This is a genomic window from Microbacterium sp. MPKO10 (genome assembly GCF_026107415.2).
Taxonomy (GTDB): domain Bacteria; phylum Actinomycetota; class Actinomycetes; order Actinomycetales; family Microbacteriaceae; genus Paramicrobacterium.
The window spans coordinates 510,560-536,380 of the sequence record NZ_JAPCHX010000005.1 but is presented as its reverse complement, the minus strand read 5'-3'; the positions used below and the strand labels follow the sequence as shown (position 1 = coordinate 536,380).

The window sequence follows — 25,821 nt, the reverse complement described above, 5'->3', positions numbered from 1 at the left end:
TGCTACAGCGTGACACCGTCGCCGACGGTGTCAGCGGGGACACGCTTGGCACGGTCGATCGCCGATGGAGCGGGAGCGCCACTTGAGAGTCTGTCGATCAGCTCGTCGAGCACGAGTGCGACGGTGCGAGGCATGTCGACAGCATCCGGATCGAGCAGCCACTGCACCTGCAGGCCGTCCATGACCGCGATCACCGCATTCGCGGCATCCTGCACCTCTGTGTCGATCTCGCGGCCAGCGACGCCGGCAATGACGCCCGCGATCTTGCGGCGCAGCCCGGCGAAACGGCCACGGAAATACTCTTGCGCGGGGTGGTCGTCGGTGACCGATTCAGCGGAGAGCACCGCGTACGTCTGCACCACGCCGGGGCGCGACATATTCGCAATGACAGTGTCAAGCATGTGTTCGAGGAAGGCAGGGCCCTCCACCTGAGCGCGCGCCTTCACGCCGTTTGTCTCTTCGCCGTCGCGATATTTGAGGACCGCGACGAGCAGCCCCTCTTTCGAACCGAAGTGGTGCAGCACACCCGCGTGGGTCATGCCTGCCTCTGCCGCGATCTCGGCAAGCGCTGCATTGTTGTAGCCGCGAGTGCCGAAGACCGTGAGCGCAGCTTTCAGAATGCTCTCGCGCTTCGCCGCCGTGCGCGCTTGCGGTCGCACCGCGCGTGATGCGGCCGGCACAATGCCGCCGCCTGCCGTCTGTCGTCCCATGCGCGGTCCTCTCTCGCTTCATAAGCTTACGACGCTGTTACCAAAACGTGATTGGAAATACTTACTAACTTGTTTGTAAGTATTGCTACAGTCTCAACACGAGTCAATCTCGACTTTCGACAGTATCGATTCCTCAGAGTGGAGCAATCGTGGGAATTACCCTCACCAAAGAGGACAGCGAGCTGCGGTCGCGCATTCGTGCCGTCCCGCTCGAGAGCCGCGTGCGTCTGCTGACCGGCCAGACGCCGTGGGCACTGCATCCGCTGCCCGAACTCGACCTGGGGACACTCGTTGTCTCCGACGGGCCCATCGGAGTGCGCGGCGTCGACGAGGAGCACACCGCCTCAGCACAGCTGCCGAGCCCGTCCGCCCTCGCCGCGACGTGGGATCCGCAGCTCGCTGCAGACCTCGGCGACCTCGTCGCCCGCGAGGCAAAACGCAAGAACATCGATGTCGTTCTCGCACCCGTCATCAACCTGCAGCGCACTCCCGTGGGCGGCAGACACTTCGAATGCTTCTCAGAAGATCCGCTGCTGACGACAGTTCTCGCCCGGTCATACATCGCAGCGATTCAGAAGCGTGGCGTCGCCGCGTGCGTGAAGCACTACGTCGCCAACGAGTCAGAGACGGACCGCACCAGCTACGTCGCCCGCATCGACGAGCGGACGCTGCGCGAGGTCTACCTCGCCCCGTTCGAAGCGATCGTTGCGGACGGCGTGTGGAGCATCATGGCCGCCTACAACCGCATCGACGACGGCGTCGAATCAAACCTTGCCACCGAACACACGCACCTGCTCGTCGACGTGCTGAAGCACGAGTGGGGCTTCGACGGCGTGGTCATCAGCGACTGGCTCGCCACGCAGTCAACCGCTCCGAGCGCGAATGCCGGGCTCGACCTCGTGATGCCCGGCCCGGGAGGACCGTGGGAGCAGAACCTGCTCGACGCCGTGCGCGCGGGCCGGGTGAGCGAAGACACGATCGACGACAAGGTCGAACGGATGCTGCGGCTCGCCGCGCGCGTCGGAGCTCTCGGCCGCCCCGCATCCACGCCTCCGGGAGTCGACGTGCCGCGTGACGGCATCGACCCAGACACCCCGTCGGCAGAGGCGACGCGCGCGCTGCTGCGCGATACTGTCGCACGATCGATCGTGGTGCTGCGCAATGACGGCATCCTGCCCCTCGACGCTGGCGCTGGTGCTGGTGCTGGTGCTGGTGCTGGTGCTGGTGCTGGTGCTGGTGCTGGTGCTGGTGCTGGTGCTGGTGCTGGTGCTGGTGCTGGTGCTGGTGCTGGTGCTGGTGCCGCAGGCCGCACAGCGCCAACGAGCATTGCGCTGCTCGGGCCGAACGCGGTCGACCCGTTCATCCAGGGCGGAGGCAGCGCATTCGTACACGCTCCCTACACGACGAGTCCCGAGGCTGCGCTCCGCGAGGCTTTCCCGCATGCCGCACTGACGGTATCGCGCGGCGGATCCGCACGGGCGCATGCTCCCGCCATCGACCCGCGCCTCGTCGAGACGCCCGACGGCGCTCCCGGGTACGAGTTGACACTCCTCGACGACCACGGAACACCCCTCGGGGACCCGCGCATCGTCGCCGCCGACGATGCCTGGAATCGCCACGTCGATGACCGTGCCCGCAGCGCACGAGTGCGCGCTCACGTACGGCTGGCGGCGGGAACGCACCGCATCGATGTGGGCACGTGTGGGGCTCACAGCATCCGGTTCGACGACGAGGTCGTGTCGCAGTCCGACGCGCGTGCCGGCAGCGAGGTGATCCTCAACTCCAGCGCCAACAACCCGGACGGCCCCGCGCGCCTGTTCTCGAGTGCCGAGCCGTTCACCGTGCAGATCGACGCCCGACTGCAGGTCGTCGACGCCGACGGGTACGGGACGTTCGTGCGCTTCGCGCTGCGCCATGAACCCGACGCGCTCACGATCGATCAGGAGATCGCGGATGCTGTCGCCACAGCGCAGCACTCTGACGTCGCTATCGTCATCGTCGGCACCAACGAAGAGACCGAATCAGAGGGCTGGGATCGCCAGAACATCGATCTGCCGGGCCGCCAGGACGACCTTGTCCGGGCCGTCGCGGCGACGGGGACGCCGACAGTTGTCGTCGTCAACGCCGGTGGGCCCGTGCTGCTGCCCTGGATCGACGATGTCGCCGCAGTGCTCTGGTGGTGGCTGCCCGGGCAAGAGGGCGGAACGGGTCTCGCCGACGCGATCACCGGAGTCACCGAGCCCGCGGGACGACTGCCGTGGACGCTGCCCGCGCGCCTCGAAGTCTGCCCCGTGCCGAACGCGGTGCCGCAGGACGGCATCGTCGACTACGCCGAGGGCGTGCACGTGGGCTACCGCGGGTGGCTCGCCCAGGCTGAGTCTCCCGCCCGTCCGTTCGGCTACGGCCTCGGCTACGGCACCTGGCGATACCTCGCAGCCCACGAGCAGCGCCGGGTGAATGGCGACGTGACGATCGAGGTCGAGCTGCAGAACACGGCAGACCGCGAATCCACCGAAACCGTGCAGGCATACATCGAGGATGCCTCGGGCGACCCGACGCGGCCGATTCGGTGGCTCGGCGGGTTCGCACAGATCGCGCTTGCAGGCTCCGGCGTGGGAGTCGTCGCCCTGACCGTTCCCCGCCGCGCCTTCGAGATCTGGGACGTCGACGCGCATACGTGGACGCTCCCTCCCGGCCCCTACCGGATCCGCATCGGCCCATCGAGCGAGAATCTCCCGCTCGAGCTGACCATCACTCACCACGACAACATCTGACACGACGAAAACCCCCACCGCCCGGCAGGGCGCAATGTGCAAGGAGGCACACCGTGAAGAAAGGAATGATGGCGAAACTCGCCATCGGGGCGGCAGCGTTCGCCCTGGTACTCACCGGCTGCAGTGGAACCGGAGGCAGCGACGGGGGAGGCGCGGAGCATCCCCTCACCATTGGCATGCCCAACGGACCTCAGACGGATAACAACAATCCATTCATCGCTACGTCGGCGGCATCGAGCCTCGGCTACACCTGGCTCATGTACGAGCCGCTTGCCCAGTGGAACCCCACCGATCCGGCGACAGACCCGGAGCCGTGGCTGGCCAAGTCGTGGGAGTGGAACGACGACTTCACATCCGTCACCATCACCCCGCGCGACGACGTGACGTGGTCAGACGGTGAGAAGATGACCGTCGACGACGTCGCCTTCACGTTCAACCTCGTGAAGGACACCGAGGGGTTCAACGCAAACGCCATCGCGTACAAAGACGTCACCGTTGACGGCGACTCTGTGACCGTGACGTTCGACTCGTCACAGCTGCTCAACCAGACGAAGGTGCTCGGCACGTTCGTTGTTCCTGAGCACATCTGGTCGAAGATGGACGACCCGGCGAAGGACACCAATGAAGATCCGGTGGGAACAGGCCCGTACACGCTGAAGTCCTGGACGCAGCAGGTCATCTCGTTTGAGCCGAACGATGATTATTGGGGCGGCAAGCCGCCGGTGCCCGAGATCCGCTACACCTCGTACACAGACAACAACGCTCAGCTGACGGCACTGCTGTCGGGCTCGGCCCAGTGGAGCTACGTGTTCATCCCCGACATGGAGAAGACATACCTCTCGAAGTCCGACACCAACAAGGCCTACATGCCGACGGGTCTCGGCATCGATGCGCTGTTCCTCAACACACAGGAGGCGCCGTTCGACAACGTCGCCATGCGCAAGGCGGCGAACATGGTGATCGACCGTGAAGCTGTGCACACCCAGGGCTACTCGGGGTTCAAAGGTCTCGTCGACACCGTGACCGGCCTGCCGTCGCCCGCGGGTGACGCGTTCACCGCCGAGAAATACAAGGGAAAGACCCAAGAGGTCGACGTTGAGGGCGCCAAGTCAGTGCTGACCGATGCCGGTTACACCTGGGATGCGAAGGACAAGCTGATCGACCCGGACGGAAACCCCGTGACGGTGGAGTTCATCGACCCCGCCGGCTGGTCCGACTACCTGGCAAGCCTGCAGATCATGGCAGACAACCTCTCGGAAATCGGCGTCGATGCGACAGTTGAGACGCCCACCGTCGATGCATGGACAAGTGCTGTCGCCGAGGGTGACTTCCAGGCGACGCTGCACTGGACCAACACCGGCGCTACGCCGTGGGACATCTACTCGAACATCATGGACGGAGCCCAGCTCAAGCCGATCGGCGAAGGAGCATCCTGGAACTTCGGCCGGTTCGAAAACGACGAGGTCACGCAGCTGCTCGCCGACTACGCGGTGACTCCGGACGATGCGAAGCGGCAGTCCATGATGGACCGGATTCAGGAGATCTTCGTCGAGGAGGTCCCGGCCATCCCCATGGCCGCCGGTCCGATCGGCGCCGAGTACAGCACGAAGTACTGGACGGGCTTCCCGAGCGAAGACGACCCGTATGCCGTGCCGCAGCCGACACAGCCGAGCCTCTCGATGATCGTGATGAATCTCAAGCCGGCGAAGTAGCGACAGCCGGGGCGGGCCCAGCCTGCCCCGGCTTTCCCCTCAGTTCAGGAAGGCACCCATCGTGAGCTCTCACTCTCACAACGATCCCGATCGCACGTCAGACGCCCCGCTGCTCGCTGCACGCAATCTGACCAAGCACTTCCCCGTCAAAGGGGGCGGCTCCCGGGTCGTCCACGCCGTCGACAGCGTCGACATCGAACTCCACGCGGGCGAGGTCGTGGCCCTCGTCGGCGAATCCGGGTCGGGCAAGTCGACGATCGCGCGGCTGCTCGCCAAGCTCATGCCGCACACCTCGGGCGACATCCTGCTCGAGGGCACAGCCGTGACCGCGCGGTTCGGCCGACGATTTCGCAACTACTGCCGCCGTGTGCAGATGATCCTGCAGGACCCGTTCGCATCGCTCAATCCGATCCACCGGGTTCGCTATGTGCTCACGCGGTCTATCAGCATCCATCGCGGGCGCATGTCGCGTGACGAGCGAGAGCGGATGCTGCGTGAACTGCTCGAGCGCGTCGACCTGACCCCTCCCGAACGGTATCTCGAGAAGTTTCCCCACGAGCTCTCGGGCGGTCAGCGTCAGCGCGTCGCCATCGCTCGAGCTCTCGGGGCGGACCCGGAGGTGCTTCTCGCCGATGAACCCGTGTCGATGCTCGACGTGTCGATCCGCATCGGCGTGCTCAACCTGCTGCGGGACCTCAAGGACCGCTTCCACCTCGCCGTGCTCTACATCACGCACGACATCGCATCGGCACGGTACTTCGCCGATCGCACCGTGGTGATGTACGCCGGGCAGATCGTCGAGCGCGGCCCGAGCGAGGCCGTCACCCAGCATCCGCTTCACCCGTATACCCAGCTGCTCATCGCCTCGGCCCCCGACGCCGACCGCCTCGAAGAGCGTGAGGCGACGGAGGCGACGGGCGAACCGCCGAGTCTGATCTCGCCGCCGACCGGATGCCGGTTTCACCCGCGCTGTCCGTTCGCGATGGAACGCTGTCGCACCGATGCTCCGCCCATGTTCTCTGCCGAGAGCGGCCATGAATCGGCGTGCTGGCTATACGCCGACGACGCCGAAGCCGAGCGCGCGGCCGCATTCGGTGCACAGACACCCGGCGAGGCCCAGGCATGAAGTACTTTCTGCGCCGCCTCGGCTTCTACCTGTTCACCGCGTGGGCGGCCATCACCCTCAACTTCTTCATTCCCCGGATGCTGCCCGGTGACCCCGTCCAGTCGCTCATCAACAAGTTCCAGGGCAGGCTCAACACGGATGCTGTCGAGTCGCTGTATGTGCTCTTCGGCCTCGACGAGAACCGCACAGTCTGGCAGGACTACCTGGCGTACCTGAACAACCTCTTCCACGGCGACCTCGGCATTTCGTTCACGTACTTCCCGACCCCGGTCACGCAGATCCTCACGCAGTCGCTGCCGTGGACGATCGCTCTTGTGGGGCTGTCGACGATCATCGGCTTCGTCCTCGGCACCCTCGCGGGAGTCGGCCTTGGCTGGCGCCGCGGCACGTGGGCCGACAATCTGCTGCCGATCGCGAACTTCTTCTCGGCCATTCCGTACTTCTGGCTCGGAATCATCGCCATCGCCCTGTTCGCCGTGGCCTGGCCCGCGTTTCCCGCTGCCGGCGGATACGACCCGGGGACGCTTCCGGGATGGAACATGGAGTTCATCGGAGGGGCGATCTATCACGGCATCCTGCCCGCCCTGACGATCATCATCAGCTCGATCTCGGGCTGGATCCTCGGCATGCGCAACATGATGGTCACCGTGTCGAGCGAGGACTACGTGACCGTCGCGCAGGCGAAGGGCCTTCCCGAGCGCAAGGTGATGTTTGGTTACGCCGCCCGCAACGCCGTGCTGCCGAGTATCTCGGGCTTTGCGCTGTCGCTCGGCTTCATCGTCGGCGGCACGCTCGTCGCCGAGATGGTGTTCAGCTATCCCGGCATTGGGTACATGCTGTTCCAGGCCATCGGCTCGAAGGACTACCCGCTCATGCAGGGTGCCTTCCTCGTCGTCACGATCTCGGTGCTCGTCGCGAGCATGCTCGCCGACTTCGTCTACGCATTCCTTGACCCGCGCACGAGAGTGGAGGGCTGAACCCGTGTCCGTCCAAGCAGACCCCATCGGCCTCACCGAGGTCGAACCCGCGAAGAAGACCGGCAAGAAGGGCAAGCGCAGCCTCGGCATCTTGCGCAACCGCAAGGCGCTCATCGGCCTCATCATGCTGGCGTTCTTCCTCGTACTCGCCCTAATCGGGCCGTGGCTCGCGCCGCACGACCCCAACGCTGTCACGCAGGACTCCCTGCAGCCGCCGAGCGCCGACCACTGGCTCGGCACGACGAACACGGGGCAGGACATCTTTTCGCAGCTGCTCGTCGGGACCCGCGGCGTCATGCTCGTCGGGCTGCTCGCCGGCATCCTCGCCACCATGATCTCCGTCATCGTCGGTGTGACGGCCGGCTTCCTGGGCGGAATCGGCGACGAACTGCTCTCGCTGCTTGCCAACGTGTTTCTGATCATTCCGGCGCTGCCACTGATCATCATCGTCGCGGCACTTGTGCCATCGGCCGGCGGCGTCACGATCGCCCTCATCATCGCTCTCACCGGGTGGGCGTGGGGGTCGCGCGTGCTGCGCGCCCAGACGCTGTCGCTGCGAAAACGTGACTTCGTTGAAGCGGCCCGCGCCAACGGTGAACCGATGTGGCGCATCATCTTCTTCGAGATCATGCCCAACCTCACGGCGATCATCGCCTCGGGGTTCATTGGCACGGCGATCTTCGCGATCCTCTCCGAGGTGACCCTCGCGTTCATCGGTGTGACGAGCATCTCTGAGTGGAACTGGGGAACGATCCTGTTCTGGGCGCAGTCCAGTCAAGCGCTCGTGCTCGGCGCGTGGTGGTGGTTCGTCCCCGCCGGCCTCTGCATCGCAGCCGTCGGCACGTCGCTCACGCTCATCAACTTCGGCATCGACGAGTTCGTCAATCCGCGGCTGCGCAACACGGCAGCATCCGCGTCGTTGCTGCGCAAGAAGGGCATTAGGGCGCGCATCGGCTTCACCCCTGTGTACCGGGGCGGCGGCTCACAGCATCCGGAAACGACTCGAGACGACGACAGACCGGATGCTGACACGGGAACGACGCCTCGCGGTGGTGCACGTCGGCGCGATGCCGCGCAGGCGGACGATGCCACCGTGCCGGGCCGCCCGGCAGCATCCGGGCTCCCCACGAACTCACGCACGACGACAGACACCGAGGAGGTCACCGCGTGACCATCACCACACCGCAGCGCACGCAGGCCGAGCCGCTGCTTGAGATCCGCAACCTCTCTGTCGACTACGGGTACGACGACGACGCGGTGCGCGCGCTGTCGAACGTGAACCTGACGCTGCACCGGGGCGAGATCCTCGGGCTCGCCGGCGAGAGCGGATGCGGCAAGTCGACGCTCGCCTATGCGGCGACCCGACTGCTGCCGCCGCCCGGTGTGATCACCGGGGGAGAGGTGCTGTTCACGAGCTCGCGCAGCCGCGAGTCTGGCGACCTGCTGCGCATGAGTGACAAACAGCTGCGGGCGCAGCGCTGGCGCGACACGGCGATCGTCTTCCAAGGGTCGATGAACGCGCTGAACCCCGTGTACAAGGTCGGCAAACAACTGATCGACGGGATCGCCGCGCACGAGAAGATGTCGCGCTCGGCGATGCGGGAGCGCGCCGCCGAACTGCTCACCATGGTGGGGATCTCGGCCGACCGGCTCGACAGCTATCCGCACCAGCTGTCCGGTGGCATGCGGCAGCGCGTGATGATCGCGATGGCGTTGGCCCTCGAGCCCGAGCTCGTGATCATGGACGAGCCGACGACCGCGCTCGACGTGGTGATGCAGCGGCAGATCGTCGAGCAGATCATCGAGTTGAAAGACAAACTGGGTTTCTCGGTGATCTTCATTACGCACGACGTGTCGCTGCTCATCGAGCTGGCCGACCGCATCGCGATCATGTATGCGGGCGAGATCGTCGAGGATGCGGGCAGCCGCGAGGTGTACCACGAGCCGCGGCATCCGTACACGGCGGGGCTGCTGCACTCGTTCCCGCCGCTGCGGGGGCCGAAGCGCGAACTCGGTGGGATTCCCGGGTCGCCGCCGGATCTGCTGTCGTTGCCGAGCGGATGCCGCTTTCGAACGCGGTGCCCGTATGCGGTCGACGCGTGCGCGCAGCTCGTGCCGGAGCTCGGCGGCACGGTGTTCGGCGACGAGGAGCCGCATCGCAGCGTGGCCTGTCATCTGCACGACGATGCGGTCGACACTCCGGCCGTGCCGGCGGAGCTCGCGGTGCGTCCCGAGGGGCGGACGCTGCTCGGCGTCGACCCGCGCTGATAGACGCTGCCCTGCGCTGAACCGCGTTGCTCCGCGGGGAAGCTTCGCGCCATCTCCGCGGCCCCGAAAAGAGGTAATGTGACCGAACGGAGGGTGCGAACGCGCTCTCACGCCCTCTTTTCAGTCAGCTCTCCTCTTTTCGGCACGCTCCAAGGGGCGACAGCGTCGTCCACCCGACCTCTTCACTCGTCGTCATGCGAACCACACTACGGCCGGTTGTGCGCTCAGTCTGTGGAGACAGAACATCCCGCCGTCATGTGGGCGCTGAGCCGTCACGGTTTCGGCGCTGACCTATCCGAACGAGACACCGCCCGGTACTCTCTTCGGTATGGAGACGGGAATTCGCTTCAGCACGACGACACTCGCTTGCCCTGACCCACCCGCGCTCGCCGCCTTCTACGCGGAACTCACGGGTGGCGAAGTCACGTTCGCCGCCGAGCAGGACAGCGCGTCGATGAGAAGCGACCGTGGGCGACTGGACTGCATGTGGGTGCCCGATTACCGAGAACCGCGCTGGCCCGAAGACCCGTCGCTTCTCCATCTCGACTTCTTCGTGACCGACCTCGCGGCCTCCGCCGAGTGGGCGATCCGCTGCGGCGCACGGCAGTACGATTGCCAGCCGAACGCCGGCCGATGCCTCGTCTTCGCCGACCCCGCGGGCCACCCGTTCTGCCTGACCACGGTCGACGATCTCGCCTGAGATCCTCGCGCCAGTGGCCCAGTGGCCCAGTGGCCCAGTGGCCCGGTGGCCCGGTGGCCCGGTGGCCCGGTGGCCCGGTGGCCCGGTGGCCCGGTGGCCCGGTGGCCCGGTGGCCCGGTGGCCCGGTGGCCCGGTGGCCCGGTGGCCCGGTGGCCCAGTGCACCAGTGCACCAGTGGCCCTGCGACCCAGCGGGTCTGTGCTCCTGCGATCCTGTGACGCCCGGAGAGGCCTCAGCTGAGGGGCCTGAAGCGACGCAGCCGCAGGCTGTTTGACACCACGAACACCGACGAGAACGCCATCGCAGCGCCCGCGAACATCGGATTGAGCAGCCCCACAGCAGCCAGCGGAATGGCAGCGACGTTGTACGCAAACGCCCAGAACAGGTTTCCCTTGATCGTTCCGAGCGTCCGTCGTGAGAGCCGAATCGCGTCGGCCACCGCCCGCAGATCGCCCCGGACGAGAGTGATATCGGATGCTTCGATCGCGACGTCCGTTCCCGTGCCCATCGCCAGCCCCAGGTCCGCCGTCGCCAGAGCTGCTGCGTCGTTGACGCCGTCGCCGACCATCGCCACGCGCGCACCCTCGCCCTGCAGACGTGTGATGACCGCTGCCTTATCGGCGGGCATGACCTCGGCGATCACGTTCTCGCCGTCGATGCCGACCGTGGCGGCGACCGAGTGCGCCACTGCGGTGCTGTCCCCGGTCAGAAGCACCGGTGTCAGGCTGAGAGCGCGCAGCTGAGCGATGGCCTCGGCGGACGTCGGTTTGATGGCATCGGCGACGACGAGAACACCGCGCGCCGCGCCGTCCCACCCGACGGCAACCGCCGTCTGCCCGGCCGCCGCGGCAGCATCCATCGCTGTTTCAAGGTTCTGAGGGAGCGGCTGCGACCAGTCGGCGAGCAGCCGAGGTCTACCGGCCAGAACAGCGCGGCTTGAGTCGCCGTCGACGACAGTTCCCTGGACGCCGAGTCCCGCGACGTTCGTGAAGTCATCGACCGGAGGGAGCTCTCCGACGCGTGTGACCGCTCCCCGCGCAATCGCCTGAGCGATGGGATGCTCCGAGGCATCCTCAAGGGCTCCGGCCAGGCGAAGAAGCTCGATCTCGTCCACGCCGTCTGCCGTGATCACGTCGACGAGCGTCATCTGCCCCGAGGTGACGGTTCCGGTTTTGTCAAGGACGACGGTGTCGATGCGGCGGCTCGTCTCGAGGACCTCGGGCCCCTTGATCAGGATGCCCAGCTGAGCACCGCGGCCGGTTCCGACCATGAGCGCCGTCGGCGTCGCGAGCCCGAGGGCGCACGGACACGCGATGATCAACACGGCGACCGCGGCGGTGAATGCCGCAGCGATTCCGGCATCGCCAACAATCGCCCACACCCCGAACGTCGCGAGGGCCAGAACGATGACGATTGGCACGAAGATGCTCGAGATCGTGTCGGCAAGGCGCTGTGCCTGCGCTTTGCCGTTCTGGGCGTCCTCGACCAACGTGGCCATCTGAGCCAGCTGCGTGTCAGAGCCGACGCGCGTCGCCTCAATGACGAGGCGGCCTCCGGCGTTCACCGTCGCACCCACGACGGCATCGCCGGGACCAGTCTCGACAGGAACGGATTCGCCCGTGACCATGGACGCGTCAACGGCAGAGGTGCCCTCGACGATCGTGCCGTCTGTGGCGATCTTCTCGCCTGGCCGAACGACAAACCGGTCACCGACCGTGAGAGCACCAACGTTGATGCGCTCTTCACGCCCGTCGCGCAGCACCGACACCTCTTTGGCGCCGAGTTCGAGCAGGGCGCGCAGGGCATCGCCCGCACGTCGCTTGGAGCGCGCTTCGATATACCGTCCGAGAAGAATGAAAGTGATGACTCCCGCGCCCACCTCGAGGTAGATGTTCGAGGCGCCGTCAGACGGTGTCAGGGTGAAATCAAAGCCGTGAGTCATTCCCGGTTCTCCGGCCGTTCCGAAGAACAGGGCATAGAGCGACCACAGAAACGCGGCGCCCGTGCCCATCGAGATGAGGGTGTCCATCGTGACGGCGCCGTGACGGAGGTTGGTCCACGTCGCCTTGTGGAAGGGGTAGCCTCCCCAGACGATCACCGGTGCCGCGAGCGTGAGCGACAGCCACTGCCAGTTCGTGAACTGCAGGGCCGGAATCATCGCGAGGGCGATCACCGGAACACTCAGCACCGCCGAGATGATCACGCGGGTGCGCAATGCGCTGACGGGATCGTGGGGCTCGACAGCATCCGAGTCACCGACCTCGTCTGCTGGGCGCGGCGGCTCGGGCAGGTGCGCGGCATACCCGGCCTGCTCGACGGCGTTCACGAGGGTAGTTTGCTCGACGCCGCTGTCGTATGTGACCTTCGCCTTCTCGGTCGCGTAGTTGACGGTGGCGGTGACGCCGTCCAGCTTGTTGAGTGTGCGCTCGACGCGGTTGGCGCACGACGCGCACGTCATGCCCTCGATCGCGAGCTCCACTTCGTGGTCGGAAGGGGCGGCGGGAGGAGTGTCCCTGAGAGAGCTCATGATCTGACCCTTCTGCCGCAGCACGCGTCGGTGTTCGGATGCTTCCGGGCCCAGTGGCGCGCCGACGGTGTACCGTGGCGATTACCCCAGAGGGGTACCCGTGCGACACTCAATGTATACCCCTTGGGGGTATGAAATCAAGTGAGCTGTTTGAGGTACGCACGTCTCACCGTGAGTAACGGCGGCCGAGCATTCGTCTCTCAGTCGATGCGACGCGCGTCGTACTGCTGCATGATCACCGGACGATAATCGGATGCTGGCTGCGCAGCGATCTGCAGCGGCCACGTGGGGCGCTCGCCGTGTAGCGCCCATGCCGCCTGCCGCGCAGCACCATCGGCGACATACTCACCGGGCGTGGGGACGACGATCGGACGACGGAACACCTGCGAGGCGACGGTCTGCACCGCGGTGTTCTGCGCTGCGCCGCCAACGAGCAGCAGCCGTTCGGCCGTAACGCCGTGTTTCTCAACAGCGTCGACACCGGCGGCGAGGGCGCACAGCATCCCCTCGACCGCGGCCCGCGCGAGGTTCTCACGCGTGGTCGACGCCATCGTCATGCCGAACAGACTCGCTGTCGCGTCCGGAAGATTGGGCGTGCGCTCGCCCTCGAAGTACGGCTGCAGCACGAGCCCTCGCGAGCCCGGCTCGGCCTGCAGCGAGAGATCGGCGAGCTCACCATGGCTGACGCCCAGAAGTCCGGCGACCGTATCGAGCACACGCGCCGCATTGAGCGTCGCGACGAGCGGCAGAAAGCGCCCCGCGGCATCGGCGAATCCCGCGACGGTGCCGCTGGGGTCGACAACCGGATCGGGCGTCACGGCGAACACCGTGCCGCTTGTGCCGATTGAGATGACCACGTCGCCCACGCCGGCGTCGAGGCCGAGCGCCGCACCTGCGTTGTCGCCCGCGCCCGCCGCGATGACGGTGTTCCTGAATGCGTCGGCGCCGATCCCAGCCCGCTCCTGGGGGTCGAGAACGCGCGGAAGAACGGCATCATGCCCGAGTGCCAGCGTCAGCAGGTCGCGGTCATAGTCGCCGGTCGTCGGAGACCAGTACGCGGTGCCGGAAGCATCGGAGCGGTCGGTCGTGAGCTCGTCGAGGTTCGGCCCGAATTCGCTCGACCGTCTGGGGCCGAACCCGCGCATGCGCCACGAGAGCCAATCGTGGGGGAGTGCGACAGCGGCGACGCGCGCGGCGTTCTCAGGCTCGGCATCACGCAGCCAGCGCAGTTTCGTGGCTGTGAACGAGGCGACGGGAACGACCCCGGCACGGCGTGCATACTCCGCAGTGCCCCCGAGCTCGTCAATGAGGTCGATCGCCTGGGGTGCGCTGCGCGTGTCGTTCCACAGCAGAGCATCGCGCACGACTTCGCCCTCGGCATCCAGGGCAACCATGCCGTGCTGCTGGGCCGCGACGCTGATCGCAGACACATCGTCGAGGCCTCCCGCCTCGGAGACCGCCGTGTGCAGCGCCGACAGCCATGCCTCAGGGTCGACCGCCGTGCCATCGGGGTGTGCTGCGCGTCCGCGCCGCACGACGGCGCCGGTCGTCGCCTCGCGGACGACAACCTTGCAACTCTGCGTTGACGAGTCGATGCCAGCTACGAGAGTCATGGCGCACCTTTCGCTGGGGGTGGGGGCGACCGAATGCCCGGGGCCCACGGCACACGGTCAAAACGCGAGGCATGCTCGCACGTCCCAGTCTGCCAAATCTTCGGCGGCACCGCGCGGGATCAGACGACCACGAGCTCCGGCCCCGCAGAGTGCAGTGCGTCTGCGGTCTCTCGATCAATCCTGTCGTCAGTGATCACCATGTCGAGTTCTGCCAGATCGGCCACATGACAGAACGACGTGAGTCCGATCTTGCTCGCCGTGAGCGTGAGAACGCGTCGTTTTGCCGAAAGAAGCATGGCGCGTTTGACCTCGGCCTCGTCCGGAATCGTCGTCGTGACGCCCGCGGCGGGCGTGAGGCCATTGGCACCGAGCAGCACAAGGTCGACGTTCAATGTACTGAGTCGCTGGCGGGTCCACTCGTCCACGGCACCCTGGCTGATCGTGCGCACCCGACCGGGCAGCGCCATCACAGACACATTCGGACGCTGTCGCAGCACGGGGATCGCCGGCAGGTTGTTCGTCACCACGATGATCGGAACATCGGGAAAGACGGATGCTGTCACCAGCGCGAGCGAGCCAGAATCGAGCAGCACTACACCGTCTTTCGGAAGCTCGGCGACCGCGCGCAGCGCGATGCGTCGCTTCTCATCTGCCTCTTCGGCCTGGCGCTTGGCGAGGGAGATCTCGAAGGGCATCCCGTGTGCGAGCTTCGCGCCGCCGTGCGTACGGACGATGATGCCCTGACGCTCCAGTGCCGCCAGGTCTCGTCGAATCGTCTCGGTCGTGACGCCGAGGTTCGCGCTGAGCGTCGCGACCTGCAGCACGCCGTCGTGCTGGTGTGCTGCCGCGACGATCGCGGATTGCCGTTCGGCTGGGTACATCGTCAGCTCCCTCGCTGTGGCTACGCCCTATCGTGACCATCCCACTCTAAAACAACAAAAGACAACATAAAACGGTCACATATGGTTACAATACAATTACGAACCAACACTATTGGTTGCTTAAACACACATATTCGGTCGATTCTAGGTGTGCGCCGCGACAGCGGCGGGTCAACGATGACGAAAGGCAATGAGATGACGAAGTCGAATCTCCGCGGTCGGCGGTGGCTATCCCTGGCCGCTGTCGCCTCAGCCGGTGTAATGCTCGCTGGCTGTTCGGGCGCCGGGGGCGGGGCAGGCGGCGGTGGTGGCGACACCGTGACGCTCACACTCGCCACGGTCAACAACCCCCAGATGAAAGACATGGAGCAGCTGAAGGGCAAATTCGAAGAGAGCCACCCCGACATCAAGGTCAAGTTCATTCAGATGGAAGAGAACGACCTGCGCGACGCCGTGACCAAGGACGTCGCCACGAAGGGCGGGCAGTATGACATCGTGACTGTCGGCAGCTACGAAGTGCCGATCTGGGGGCAGAACGACTGGCTCACCAACCTCAACGACTACACGACGCAAGACAGCGAGTACGACGTCGACGACATCCTGCCGCCCGTCCGCCAGGCACTGACGGTCGACGACAGTCTGTACGCCGTTCCGTTCTACGGTGAGTCGTCCTTCCTCATGTACAACAAAGAGATCCTTGCCGATGCGGGCCTCGAGGTTCCCGAGCACCCCACCTGGCAGCAGGTCGCCGACATGGCGCGCGAAGTGAACAATGACGACCACGCCGGTATCTGCCTGCGCGGAAAGCCCGGCTGGGGCGAGCTCTTCGCCCCGCTCACGACCGTGGTGCAGACCTTCGGCGGCAACTGGTTCGACGACGACTGGAACGCCACAGTCGATTCGCCCGAGTTCACCGAGGCCGTGAAGTTCTACACGGATCTGGTGGCGGATGCTGGGGAGTCCGACCCGGTCTCCTTCGGATTCACCGAGTGCCTCAACCTGTTCTCACAGGGCAAGGCAGCGTTCTGGTACGACGCGACGAGCGCCGCGGGCTCGCTGGAGTCTGAGGACCTCAGTGAGGTTGCAGGCAACGTCGGGTACGTACACGCACCCACCGTCGAGACCGAGGAGTCGGGATGGCTGTGGTCGTGGAACCTCGCGATCCCCGAGACATCCAAGCAGAAGGATGCCGCGTGGGAGTTCGTGAGCTGGGCCACGAGCAAGGACTACATGACGCTCGTCGGCAACGAACTCGGTTGGAGCCGTGTTCCCCCGGGCTCACGTGCCTCCACATACGAGATCCCCGAGTACCAGGAGGCCGCTGGGGCGTTCGCTGACATCACGAAGGACGTCATGCTGGCCGTGAACCCGGAACAGCCCGGCGTCAACCCGCAGCCGTGGGTCGGCATCCAGTATGTGACGATCCCGGAGTTCCAGGATCTGGGAAACCAAGTGTCGCAGAAGATCGCTGACGTCTTCGCTGGCAGATCCAGTGTCGAAGAAGCGCTCTCGGCTGGTCAGGACCTCGCCGAGAAGGCCGGAGCCGCGCAGAAGGAATAGCGCGCTTCGCCCGGGCCGCCCGCCCCCGTCCCCGTGTTCCGACGGGCCGGGCGGCCCCTCCCAAGGACATCGCGAGAAAGACGACAATGACTGCGACAGCTATCAGGCCCGGACGGGTCGAGAATGACGGCGAGGCACCGCCTCGGCGCAAGGTCAAGCACGCGCTCACCCGGCGCGAGCGCAAGGGGCTGCGGCTCGCCCGCGCCCTCGTCTGGCCAGCGCTCGCCGCGGCCATCATCATCACCCAGATCCCGTTCCTGGTCACCATCTACTACTCGTTCCAGGAGTGGAACCTGCTGCGCCCCGGCGACCAGAAATTCGTGTGGTTCGATAACTACGCGACGGTGCTGACGAACGGGGCATTCCTGAGTTCGCTTCTGGCCACGGTGGTGATCGTCGGGGTGAGCGTGCTCGTCTCTCTCGTGTTCGGCATGGTTCTCGCGCTGCTGCTCGACCGCAAATTCGTCGGGCAGGGCCTGGCGCGGACGCTGCTCATCACCCCGTTCCTCATGATGCCGGCAGCGGCGTCGCTCATCTTCAAATGGTCGATGCTCGACTCGAACGTCGGCATGGTCAACTGGGCGCTCGGGTTCATCGGCATCGACCCGGTCGCGTGGAACACAGACGTTCCGATCCTCACGATCATCATGGTGCTGACGTGGCAGTACACGCCGTTCATGATGCTGATTCTTCTCGCGGGGCTCCAGAGCCAACCGTCTGATGTGCTCGAAGCAGCATCCGTCGATGGCGCCGGCCCCATCCGCACGTTCTTCTCGATGACGCTCCCGCACATGCGGCAGTACATGGAACTGTCGATTCTGCTCGGCACGATCCTGCTGCTGCAGGTGTTCGACCCCATCGCGATCATGACGCGCGGAACGGGCGGGACCAAGACTCTCTCGTATCTGCTGTACGAGCGCGCGTTCGTCGGGCTCGAAATCGGTGAGGCCGCCGCGTACGGCGTGCTCACGGTGATTCTGACGATCATCGTCGCCATGGTGGCGCTTCGCTCGCTGTTCAAGATCTTCACAACCGAAGGAATGCGCTGATGTCGACGACGATGCTGCTCACGACCGGCTCGCGGACGGTGCGCCGTACCCGCCCGCTGCGCAAACGCGCCGGCTCTGTCGTGCTCACCTTCATCACCTGGGTGCTCACTGTCGGAATGTTCTTCCCGATCGCGTGGATGGTGTTCACGGCGTTCAAGACCGAGAAGGCGGCTGCGACGAACCCGCCGACGTTTATCACGCAGCTGACCTTTGAGAACTTCGAGGCCGTCTTCGATCGCGGCTTCCTCGTCTATCTCACGAACTCATTCACGGCGAGCGTGGTCTCGACGCTCATCGTGATGGTGCTGGCGATCCCCGCCGCGTACGGGCTCTCGGTTCGACCGCTCATCCGCTCGACCGACGCGCTGTTCTTCTTCATCTCGACCAAGTTCATGCCCCTCGCAGCGATCGTGATCCCCATCTACCTCCTGCTGCAGAACATGGGGCTGCTCGACAACATCTCGGCGCTGTCCATTCTCTACGTCGGCATGAATCTGCCACTCGCCATCTGGATGATGCGCTCATTCCTCAGTGAAGTGCCGGGGGAGATCATCGAGGCAGCGCAGGTCGACGGCGCGAACTTCTGGACGGAACTCGTGCGCATCGTCATGCCGATCGTGGCACCGGGCATGGCGGCGGCTGCGCTCATCTGCTTCATCTTCGCCTGGAACGAGTACTTCCTCGCCAACCTCCTCACCTCCACCGTCGCCCGCACGACTCCGCCATTTCTCGGCAGCTTCGTATCAGGCCGTGGGCAGTTTCTCGCCGTGCTCTCGGCGGCGGCCACATTGGCTGTTCTCCCCGTCGTCATAGCAGGATGGATTGCTCAGAAACGACTCGTGCGCGGCCTGGCCATGGGAGCCATCAAGTGATGCCGCTGCGCCGCACCCAGAGCAAGGAGCACCGATGATTCTCACGCCCGCACCCGGACTTCCCGTCGAACAGCGCCACGCGGTGATTCTCTCGGTTCTCGAGCGTGACAAGCGCGTCGAGGTCTCTGACTTGGCAGAGGGCTTCAGCGTCGCCGAAGAGACGATCCGCCGCGATCTTCGCACACTCGAGCAGACTGGCAGTCTGACGCGCGCACACGGAGGGGCGATCCTGCCGACCTCCGTCGTCGAGGACTTCCCGTCCCTCACCGGTGCGACGGCACCTCAGCTCGAGCTCGCCCGGCTGGCCCTCGAGTACGTGCCTGCGGCCGGCAGCATCTTCATCGACTCCGGTGAGGCGTGCCAGTCGCTTGCCGCGCTGCTTCCGGATGCTGGTGAGCTGCAGGTCGTCACGAATGCCGTCCCCGTGGCGCTCACGGGCAGCCGCAAAGAGCATCTGGCCGTGTACAACCTCGGCGGCGATGTCGGCGACGACGGGGAGCAGTCGGGGCAGTGGGCGCGTGAGGCTCTCGCGACCGTGCGCATTGATGTGGCGTTCCTCTCGGGAACCGGTGTCGACGCGTCTGGCGGGCTGACAGCATCCACCCCTCGAACCGCGGCCATCAAACGGGCGGCATTCGACGCGGCGGACACCCGTGTGGCGCTCATTCACGGTGACGACAATGCGCGCGGTCTCGTGACGTACGCCCAGCTGACCGATTTCACCGCCGTCATCGCCGACCCGCCGCTGCCCCAGCCCGTCGAGGCTCTCGTGCGCGATGCGGGAGTCACCTATCACGCTGTCTCCCCGGCCGTACCTGCCGGCCGCGACGGCACACCATCGAGACTCTGACAGAAACTTGACAGCAGAAAGAAGGATCGCCATGACCAGCCAGAACGTGACGCAGCTGAGTGCCGCGTCGCTCGCCGCGATCGACACGGCGGACGTGCCCGCATACGACCGCAGCGCCGTCACCGCGGGTATCGTGCACTTCGGCGTCGGCGGGTTCCATCGTGCTCACCAGGCGAAGGTCATCGACGACCTCCTCGCCCGCGGCCTGGCCGACGATTGGGGCATCTGCGGCATCGGGGTCATGCCGAGCGACAAGCGCATGCGCGATGTTCTTGAGGCGCAGGACAACCTGTACACACTCGTCGAGAAGCACGCGGACGGGCAGCTGTCGGCCCGCGTGATCGGCTCCATCGTCGACTACATCTACGCGCCGGATGACACCGAGGCCGCCATCGAGCGCATGGCGGATCCTCACATCCGCATCGTGTCGATGACCGTCACCGAGGGCGGGTACAACATCAACCAGGTGACCGGACGCTTTCAGCTCGACGATCCGCGCGTCGCCCATGATCTGGGCTCGGATGCCCCGGAGACCGTGTTCGGACTCGTCGTCGAAGCGCTCCGGCGGCGCCGCGATCGTGGGATCGTGCCGTTCACGGTTATGTCGTGCGACAACCTGCAGAACAACGGCGAGGTCGCCCGGCACGCGTTCACGACATACGCACACGCGAAGGATGCCGAGCTGGCGGCATGGATCGACGACAACGTGCTGTTCCCGAACAGCATGGTCGACCGCATCACTCCGGTGACGACAGACGAGGACCGCGCCGAGATCGCGCGGCAGTTCGGCATTGACGACGCGTGGCCCGTCGTGTGCGAGCCGTTCTTTCAGTGGGTGCTGCAGGACACCTTCACCGATGGACGCCCGCCGTACCAGGAGGCGGGCGTCGAGGTCGTCGACGACGTCGAGCCCTACGAATTCATCAAGCTGCGGCTGCTCAATTCGAGCCACCAGGGGCTCTGCTACTTCGGGCACCTCATGGGGTACCGCTACGCGCACGACGCGACGCAGGATCCGCTGATCGCCGAGTTCCTGCTCGCCTACATGAACATTGATTCGACGCCGACGCTGAAGCCCGTTCCCGGTCTCGACATCGAGGAATACAAGCCGCAGCTGATTGAGCGGTTCTCCAACCCCGGCATCCGCGACACCGTCGCCCGGCTGTGCGCGGAGTCGAGTGATCGCATCCCCAAGTGGCTGCTGCCCGTCGTACGCGATCAGCTCGCGATGCCGGAGCCCCACGTGCGGTTCGCCGCCGCGATCGTGGCCAGCTGGGCTCGCTATGCCGAGGGCGTCGATGAGCAGGGTGAGCCCATTGATGTCGTCGACAGGCTGAAGGAGCGCGTGATGGCCGCGGCGCAGCGATACCCGGACGACAAGCACGCGTTCCTGCGCGACAAGGAGCTGTTCGGCGACCTCATCGACCAGCCGGTGTTCGTTGAGGCCTACGATCGTGTGCTCTCGTCGTTACACGAGGTCGGCGCGCGCGAGACGCTGCGGATGCTGCTCGGCCACACCTCGTAGCGGAGGTGCCACTGCCCGTCGTCCGTCACGTGGGGGCGATCTGTCACGTGGGGGGCGATCTGTCACGTGGCGGCGATCTGGCGCGGGGCGTGACGTGAACCGTACGTGAACGGTTGTTTCATATACAGAAAAGTTATGAACAAAACGTCCGTTCATGGTTATGCTGAGGACGTGACGCTCAGTGATGACCAGCCTCTTCTGCTTCTGCTCGACTTCGACGGCACCGTTTGCATCGGAGATGGCCCCGTGTGGGCATACGCCGAGGCGGTGCTGGCCGAGCTTGCCGAAGGTGACACCTCGCACGAGACGGATGCTGCCGCGATCCGGGAGCAGCTCGGAGCGTTTCTCGACGGCCGCGTATCTGGCGACTACATCGACGGATACGCCGCCGTCGCCCAGATGACCGGCGCACACGTGAGCGCCGACACGCTTCAGCGTGCCTACCGCGCGAGCAGACGCGCGCTCGCCGAAGGAACACTCGACGTTCACGCGCCCGCCGGCCTCGCCGACCTGCTGGAGGACTTGTCCCCGCGCGTCGAACGGGTCCTCGTGACCAATGCCCCCATCGACGGCGTCGCCGAGACTCTCGAGGCGATCGGCCTCACCGAGCACATCGACCGCATCGTGTCCGACGCGCGCAAACCGGGCAGCTGGACAACACTCCTGCCCGAGCTGCGTGCCGGGCGTGACCCCCAGCACTGCATGGCTGTCGGCGACATCTGGGCGAACGATCTCGCCGGGCCGCACGCCGCGGGTTGTGCGACGGCGCTCATCGACCGATTCGGCACGCGGGCGGGAACCCCCGACGTCAGCGCCCCCGTCTTCGAGGAGCTCTTCGACAGCATCCGCTCGTGGGCCGGCTCTCACGAGTCGTCACCGACGGTTCCCGCGCACGTGGGTGCCACTGACGACGTCCCCGCGCCCCACCCCACAGAACACTGACCCTGCACCGCCATTCACAGAACGGAAACCACCATGAAAGCTCGCACTCTCACCGCGGCAATGGTCTCGGGAATCGCGCTCATCACGACGCTCACCTTGAGCGGCTGCGGCGTCCAGCAGCAGCCGACGGGTGGCGGAGGGGACGCCGCAGACGGCCCCTGCGTCGGCACCTCGAACGACAGTGCTGAGGATCCCACAGAACTCACACTGGCGCTCGTTCCCTCGGGCGACGCGAAGAAGCTCGTCGAGACGGTCAAGCCCCTGGAAGACGCACTCACCGACCGCCTCGGCATTCCGGTGAAGGGTGTCATCACGCAGGACTACCAGGCAGCCGTCGAGGCCATCGGCAGCGACCAGGCGCAGATCGGGATGCTGCCAAGCCTGCAGATGAGCCAGGCCTGCGACAAGTACGGCGCCGTTCCCTCGCTGCAGACCGAGCGCAATGGCAAGAGCACCTATGCCGCCCAGTTCTTCACGAACGACCCCGACAAATACTGCGAAGACGAGCCGGTCGAGGGCGAGAACGGGATGCTGTACTGCAACGGCACGGAAACGGGAACCGGCCCGGCCGGCCTCGACAGCATCGAGAAGGTGAAGGGTGCGACGGTGTCTCTGCTCCAGGCCGCGTCGCCCGCAGGCTACATCTTCCCCGTCGCCGCAATGGATGAGGCCGGGATCGACACGGACAACGACATCGAGACGGTCCAGGTCACCGCGAACGATGCCAGCGTTCTCGCCGTGTACAACGGTGACGCCGAGGTGGGCACCAGTTACTGGGATGCGCGCGAGGTCGTCGCGGGCGATACTCCCGACGTCGGCGAGAAGGTCGTCGTGTTTGCCCTGACCAACGAGATCCCGAACGACGGCGTCTCGCTCTCGAGCGAACTGAGCGCCGACTGGCAGACCAAGATCGCGGATGCTCTCAAGGACTACGCCTCGACGGACGAGGGAGTCGAAGCCCTGCAGGCCATCTATCAGATCACGGGACTCGTCGACGCCGACCCGGCCAGCCTGCAGCAGACGCAGAAGGCTGCCGCCTCGATCGGCCTCGGCTAGAGCGCGGGTCAGGGGCAGCAGGCAGACTGGCTCGATGGAGAGGAACAGAGTGAACAACGCAGAGCGCACGGGCGCCAGCATCCGGTTCAATGATGTCGGGGTCACCTACCCGAACGGCTACACGGGGCTGCGCGACGTCAACCTCTCCATCGAACCCGGTGAGATGGTCGCGATCGTCGGGCTCTCCGGAGCCGGCAAGTCGACGCTCATCCGGGCGATCAACGGTCTCGTTCCCATCACCGACGGTCAGATCACCGTCGGCGACGTCGAGTTGCGCGGCCTATCGGGGCGCCGGCTTCGGCAGCTGCGCAGCGAGGTCGGCATGGTGTTCCAGAGCTTCAACCTCGCCAAGCGCACATCGGTCATCAACAACGTGCTCATGGGGCGGCTGCACCACACAGCTGCGTGGCGCACGCTTCTCGGAGCCTGGTCGAAAGACGACGTCGAACTCGCGATGCAGGCGCTTGAACGCGTCGAGATCGTGCAGAAGGCGTACGCGAACGCGTCAGAGCTCTCGGGCGGCCAGCAGCAGCGTGTCGCGATCGCCCGCGCCCTCGCGCAGAAGCCGCGCGTGATCCTCGCCGATGAGCCGACAGCATCCCTCGACCCGCCCACGTCGCATGTCGTCATGCGCGACCTGCAGCAGATCAATGCCGAGCTCGGCATCACCGTCGTCGTCAACCTGCACTTCCTCGACCTCGCGCGGCGCTACGGGCAGCGGCTGATCGGCCTGCGCGGCGGCGAGGTCGTGTACGACGGACCCGGCTCCGAAGCCGACGAGTCGGTGTTCGAATCGATCTACGGCCGCTCACTCACGGCGGAAGATGTGCTCGACGCGCGCCCGGTGGTGCCATGACGAGCATCACCGCTGACAGCCCAGCGACGCGGCCGCGCAAGCCGCAGACGTGGCCACGCACACTCGTGGTCGCGGGCATCGTCGTCGCCCTCACCGTGTGGGCGGGCATCGCGGTCAAGGCGGACCTCGGCGACCTAATCCGCAACGGGCAGAACGCGGCGGGGACGCTCATTCAGCTGGTGCAGCCCGACTACTCGTTCATTGTGGAGACCCTGCCTGCGGTTCTCGAGACCGTGCAGATGGCCGTCATCGGAACGGCGATCAGCATCACCATCGCCCTCCCCGTCTCGTTTCTCGCGTCGAGGGCCACCAACCCGAACGGCGTGGTCTTCGGCATCGTGCGCTTCATTATGAACGTGGTGCGCAGCATTCCCGATCTGCTCTACGCGGCAATCTTCGTCACGGTGGTCGGCACGGGCGCCCTCTCGGGAATCATGGCGCTCGTCATGTTCAACCTGGGCATCATGGTGAAGCTGATCTCTGAGGCCCTCGACGGGCTCGACCGGGGCGGGCAGGAAGCCGCGCTCGCCTCTGGCGCCACCTGGTTTAAGGCGAACAAGGCGGCCATGCTTTCTGAGGTTGCGCCGAGCTACATCTCGCAGACGATCTACGTTCTCGAGCTCAATATTCGTGCCTCGGCCGTGATCGGTCTCGTCGGCGCGGGCGGTCTCGGAATGCTGATCGACAAGGTGCGCACCTTCTACCAGTACCACTACCTCAGCACGGTGATTCTGGAGATTCTCGTGCTCGTGATCGCCCTGGAGCTTCTCAGCTCCTACGCACGAAAGAAGCTGGTGCGATGACGGCGCAGACACGGTCAGCGGACCGGCTCGCGTCGGGCGCGGGGCAGCCAGCGGGGGCGGATGCTGACGCGAACGTTAAGCGAGCACATGCCGGCCCTGCCCGGCCCCGTAAACCGGTGCGGTGGTTGCGCGCGATCGTCTGGATCGTGTCGACGATCGTGGTGGTCGCCGCATTCTGGAGCGTCGACATCTCGTGGCAGGCGCTTCTCGATCTGCCGCAGAAGCTCACACGCTATCTCGGGCTCATGTTCCTTCCTCCCGCGTGGGAGGCGTTCCCCGACGCCCTGTCGGCCACGATGCTGTCTGTCGCGATGGCGTGGTTCGGCACGATGATCGGCATCATCATCTCGTTCCCGCTGAGCCTGCTCGCGGCACGCGGCCTGATGCCGGCGATCGTGCGCTGGCCCGTGCGCGGCGTCTTCGCCGTTCTGCGCGCCGTCCCCGAGGTCGTGATCGCCGTGCTCATGCTTTCGGTCACCGGCCTCACCGCGTTCACCGGGGCGCTCGCGATCGCACTCGGATCCATCGGAACGCTCGGCAAATGGGGCTACGAGAGCTTCGAGTCCGTTGATCGCGGCGCGATCGAGGCGGCGACTGCGGCGGGAGCATCCCGCGTGCAGGTCATGCGCTGGGGCGTGTGGCCCAATGCGAAGCCCGACGTGTTCGCGTTCTGGCTGTACCGATTCGAGATCAGCGTGCGCGCCTCGGCCATCCTCGGGCTCATCGGTGCGGGCGGCATCGGCAAGATGCTGGTCGACAACATCCAGTTCCGCGTGTGGGATGTGGTCGGGATGCTGATGATCGTGGTGATTGTCGTCACGATGATCATCGACCAGATCTCGGGGCTCGTCCGTGTGCGGATCATCAGCGGGCGCTGGGAGCTGCCGATCGTCAGCGCCCTCCGGCGGCGCTCGGCCGGCCGTGCCCGGCGCGAGGCCACAGCGCCGGGGTCGACACGATGACCACCGGTGGTGCGTTGACTGCTCTGCCAGCTGAAGTGCTGGCTGCTCTGCGGACTGTT

General features: G+C 65.8%; 21 protein-coding genes. 17 read left to right on the top strand and 4 right to left on the bottom strand.

Annotated elements, in window-relative coordinates; genetic code table 11:
• Positions 1-2: 2 nt before the first annotated feature.
• A complete protein-coding gene (locus OK352_RS13470; protein ID WP_265142006.1) occupies positions 3-710 on the bottom strand; it encodes a TetR/AcrR family transcriptional regulator in 708 nt (235 codons plus the stop codon).
• A 149-nt stretch (positions 711-859) separates the two neighbouring features.
• Here OK352_RS13470 and OK352_RS13465 point away from each other — a divergent pair, with 149 nt between their 5' ends.
• The 7 genes from OK352_RS13465 (at position 860) to OK352_RS13435 (ending at position 10,267) form a co-directional block, all read left to right on the top strand.
• A complete protein-coding gene (locus OK352_RS13465) occupies positions 860-3,484 on the top strand; it encodes a beta-glucosidase family protein (protein ID WP_265142005.1) in 2,625 nt (874 codons plus the stop codon).
• Between the two features lie 53 nt (positions 3,485-3,537).
• Positions 3,538-5,196: an ABC transporter substrate-binding protein gene (locus OK352_RS13460; RefSeq protein ID WP_265142004.1), complete on the top strand. Its 1,659-nt coding sequence runs from the start codon at positions 3,538-3,540 to the stop codon at positions 5,194-5,196.
• 61 nt (positions 5,197-5,257) lie between these two features.
• The gene (locus OK352_RS13455; RefSeq protein ID WP_265142003.1) at positions 5,258-6,322 is read left to right on the top strand and encodes an ABC transporter ATP-binding protein; all 1,065 of its coding nucleotides are present in this window, start codon (positions 5,258-5,260) and stop codon (positions 6,320-6,322) included.
• Positions 6,319-7,299, top strand: coding sequence for an ABC transporter permease (locus OK352_RS13450; protein ID WP_265142002.1), 981 nt, complete (start codon positions 6,319-6,321; stop codon positions 7,297-7,299). Before OK352_RS13455 ends, OK352_RS13450 begins: the two co-directional genes overlap by 4 nt.
• A 4-nt stretch (positions 7,300-7,303) precedes the next feature.
• Positions 7,304-8,470 carry an ABC transporter permease gene (locus OK352_RS13445; protein ID WP_265142001.1) on the top strand — a complete coding sequence of 389 codons (1,167 nt, stop codon included), beginning with the start codon at positions 7,304-7,306 and terminating at the stop codon, positions 8,468-8,470.
• Positions 8,467-9,567: an ABC transporter ATP-binding protein gene (locus tag OK352_RS13440; protein ID WP_265142000.1), complete on the top strand. Its 1,101-nt coding sequence runs from the start codon at positions 8,467-8,469 to the stop codon at positions 9,565-9,567. The genes OK352_RS13445 and OK352_RS13440 overlap by 4 nt, the downstream gene beginning before the upstream one ends.
• Before the next feature lie 328 nt (positions 9,568-9,895).
• Entirely contained in the window at positions 9,896-10,267 is a 372-nt protein-coding gene (locus OK352_RS13435; RefSeq protein WP_265141999.1) for a VOC family protein, read from the top strand.
• Positions 10,268-10,498: 231 nt separating this feature from the next.
• Here OK352_RS13435 and OK352_RS13430 read toward each other — a convergent pair whose 3' ends face one another.
• The 3 genes from OK352_RS13430 to OK352_RS13420 form a co-directional block, all read right to left on the bottom strand.
• Positions 10,499-12,793, bottom strand: a complete 2,295-nt coding sequence (locus tag OK352_RS13430) for a heavy metal translocating P-type ATPase (protein ID WP_265141998.1) — start codon at positions 12,791-12,793, stop codon at positions 10,499-10,501.
• A 200-nt stretch (positions 12,794-12,993) separates the two neighbouring features.
• Positions 12,994-14,406: a xylulokinase gene (locus tag OK352_RS13425; protein ID WP_265141997.1), complete on the bottom strand. Its 1,413-nt coding sequence runs from the start codon at positions 14,404-14,406 to the stop codon at positions 12,994-12,996.
• 119 nt (positions 14,407-14,525) lie between these two features.
• Positions 14,526-15,287, bottom strand: coding sequence for a DeoR/GlpR family DNA-binding transcription regulator (locus tag OK352_RS13420; protein WP_265141996.1), 762 nt, complete (start codon positions 15,285-15,287; stop codon positions 14,526-14,528).
• 195 nt (positions 15,288-15,482) lie between these two features.
• Here OK352_RS13420 and OK352_RS13415 point away from each other — a divergent pair, with 195 nt between their 5' ends.
• The 10 genes from OK352_RS13415 (at position 15,483) to phnE (OK352_RS13370) (ending at position 25,762) form a co-directional block, all read left to right on the top strand.
• On the top strand, positions 15,483-16,847 hold the full coding sequence (locus OK352_RS13415) for an ABC transporter substrate-binding protein (protein ID WP_265141995.1): 1,365 nt from the start codon (positions 15,483-15,485) through the stop codon (positions 16,845-16,847).
• Positions 16,848-16,933: 86 nt separating this feature from the next.
• Positions 16,934-17,896 carry a carbohydrate ABC transporter permease gene (locus tag OK352_RS13410; RefSeq protein ID WP_265141994.1) on the top strand — a complete coding sequence of 321 codons (963 nt, stop codon included), beginning with the start codon at positions 16,934-16,936 and terminating at the stop codon, positions 17,894-17,896.
• Positions 17,896-18,768 (top strand): carbohydrate ABC transporter permease, encoded by an 873-nt coding sequence (locus tag OK352_RS13405; protein WP_265141993.1) that lies wholly within the window; start codon positions 17,896-17,898, stop codon positions 18,766-18,768. Before OK352_RS13410 ends, OK352_RS13405 begins: the two co-directional genes overlap by 1 nt.
• Before the next feature lie 34 nt (positions 18,769-18,802).
• Entirely contained in the window at positions 18,803-19,618 is an 816-nt protein-coding gene (locus OK352_RS13400) for a DeoR/GlpR family DNA-binding transcription regulator (RefSeq protein WP_265141992.1), read from the top strand.
• Positions 19,619-19,649: 31 nt separating this feature from the next.
• Positions 19,650-21,143 carry a mannitol dehydrogenase family protein gene (locus tag OK352_RS13395; protein ID WP_265141991.1) on the top strand — a complete coding sequence of 498 codons (1,494 nt, stop codon included), beginning with the start codon at positions 19,650-19,652 and terminating at the stop codon, positions 21,141-21,143.
• A 171-nt stretch (positions 21,144-21,314) separates the two neighbouring features.
• A complete protein-coding gene (locus OK352_RS13390) occupies positions 21,315-22,085 on the top strand; it encodes an HAD family hydrolase (protein WP_265141990.1) in 771 nt (256 codons plus the stop codon).
• A 33-nt stretch (positions 22,086-22,118) separates the two neighbouring features.
• Positions 22,119-23,141 (top strand): phosphate/phosphite/phosphonate ABC transporter substrate-binding protein, encoded by a 1,023-nt coding sequence (gene phnD, locus OK352_RS13385; protein WP_265141989.1) that lies wholly within the window; start codon positions 22,119-22,121, stop codon positions 23,139-23,141.
• 34 nt (positions 23,142-23,175) lie between these two features.
• On the top strand, positions 23,176-23,997 hold the full coding sequence (phnC, locus tag OK352_RS13380; protein ID WP_265141988.1) for a phosphonate ABC transporter ATP-binding protein: 822 nt from the start codon (positions 23,176-23,178) through the stop codon (positions 23,995-23,997).
• Positions 23,994-24,800: a phosphonate ABC transporter, permease protein PhnE gene (phnE, locus tag OK352_RS13375; RefSeq protein WP_265141987.1), complete on the top strand. Its 807-nt coding sequence runs from the start codon at positions 23,994-23,996 to the stop codon at positions 24,798-24,800. The genes phnC and phnE (OK352_RS13375) overlap by 4 nt, the downstream gene beginning before the upstream one ends.
• Positions 24,797-25,762, top strand: coding sequence for a phosphonate ABC transporter, permease protein PhnE (gene phnE / locus OK352_RS13370; RefSeq protein ID WP_265141986.1), 966 nt, complete (start codon positions 24,797-24,799; stop codon positions 25,760-25,762). The genes phnE (OK352_RS13375) and phnE (OK352_RS13370) overlap by 4 nt, the downstream gene beginning before the upstream one ends.
• Positions 25,763-25,821: the final 59 nt, after the last annotated feature.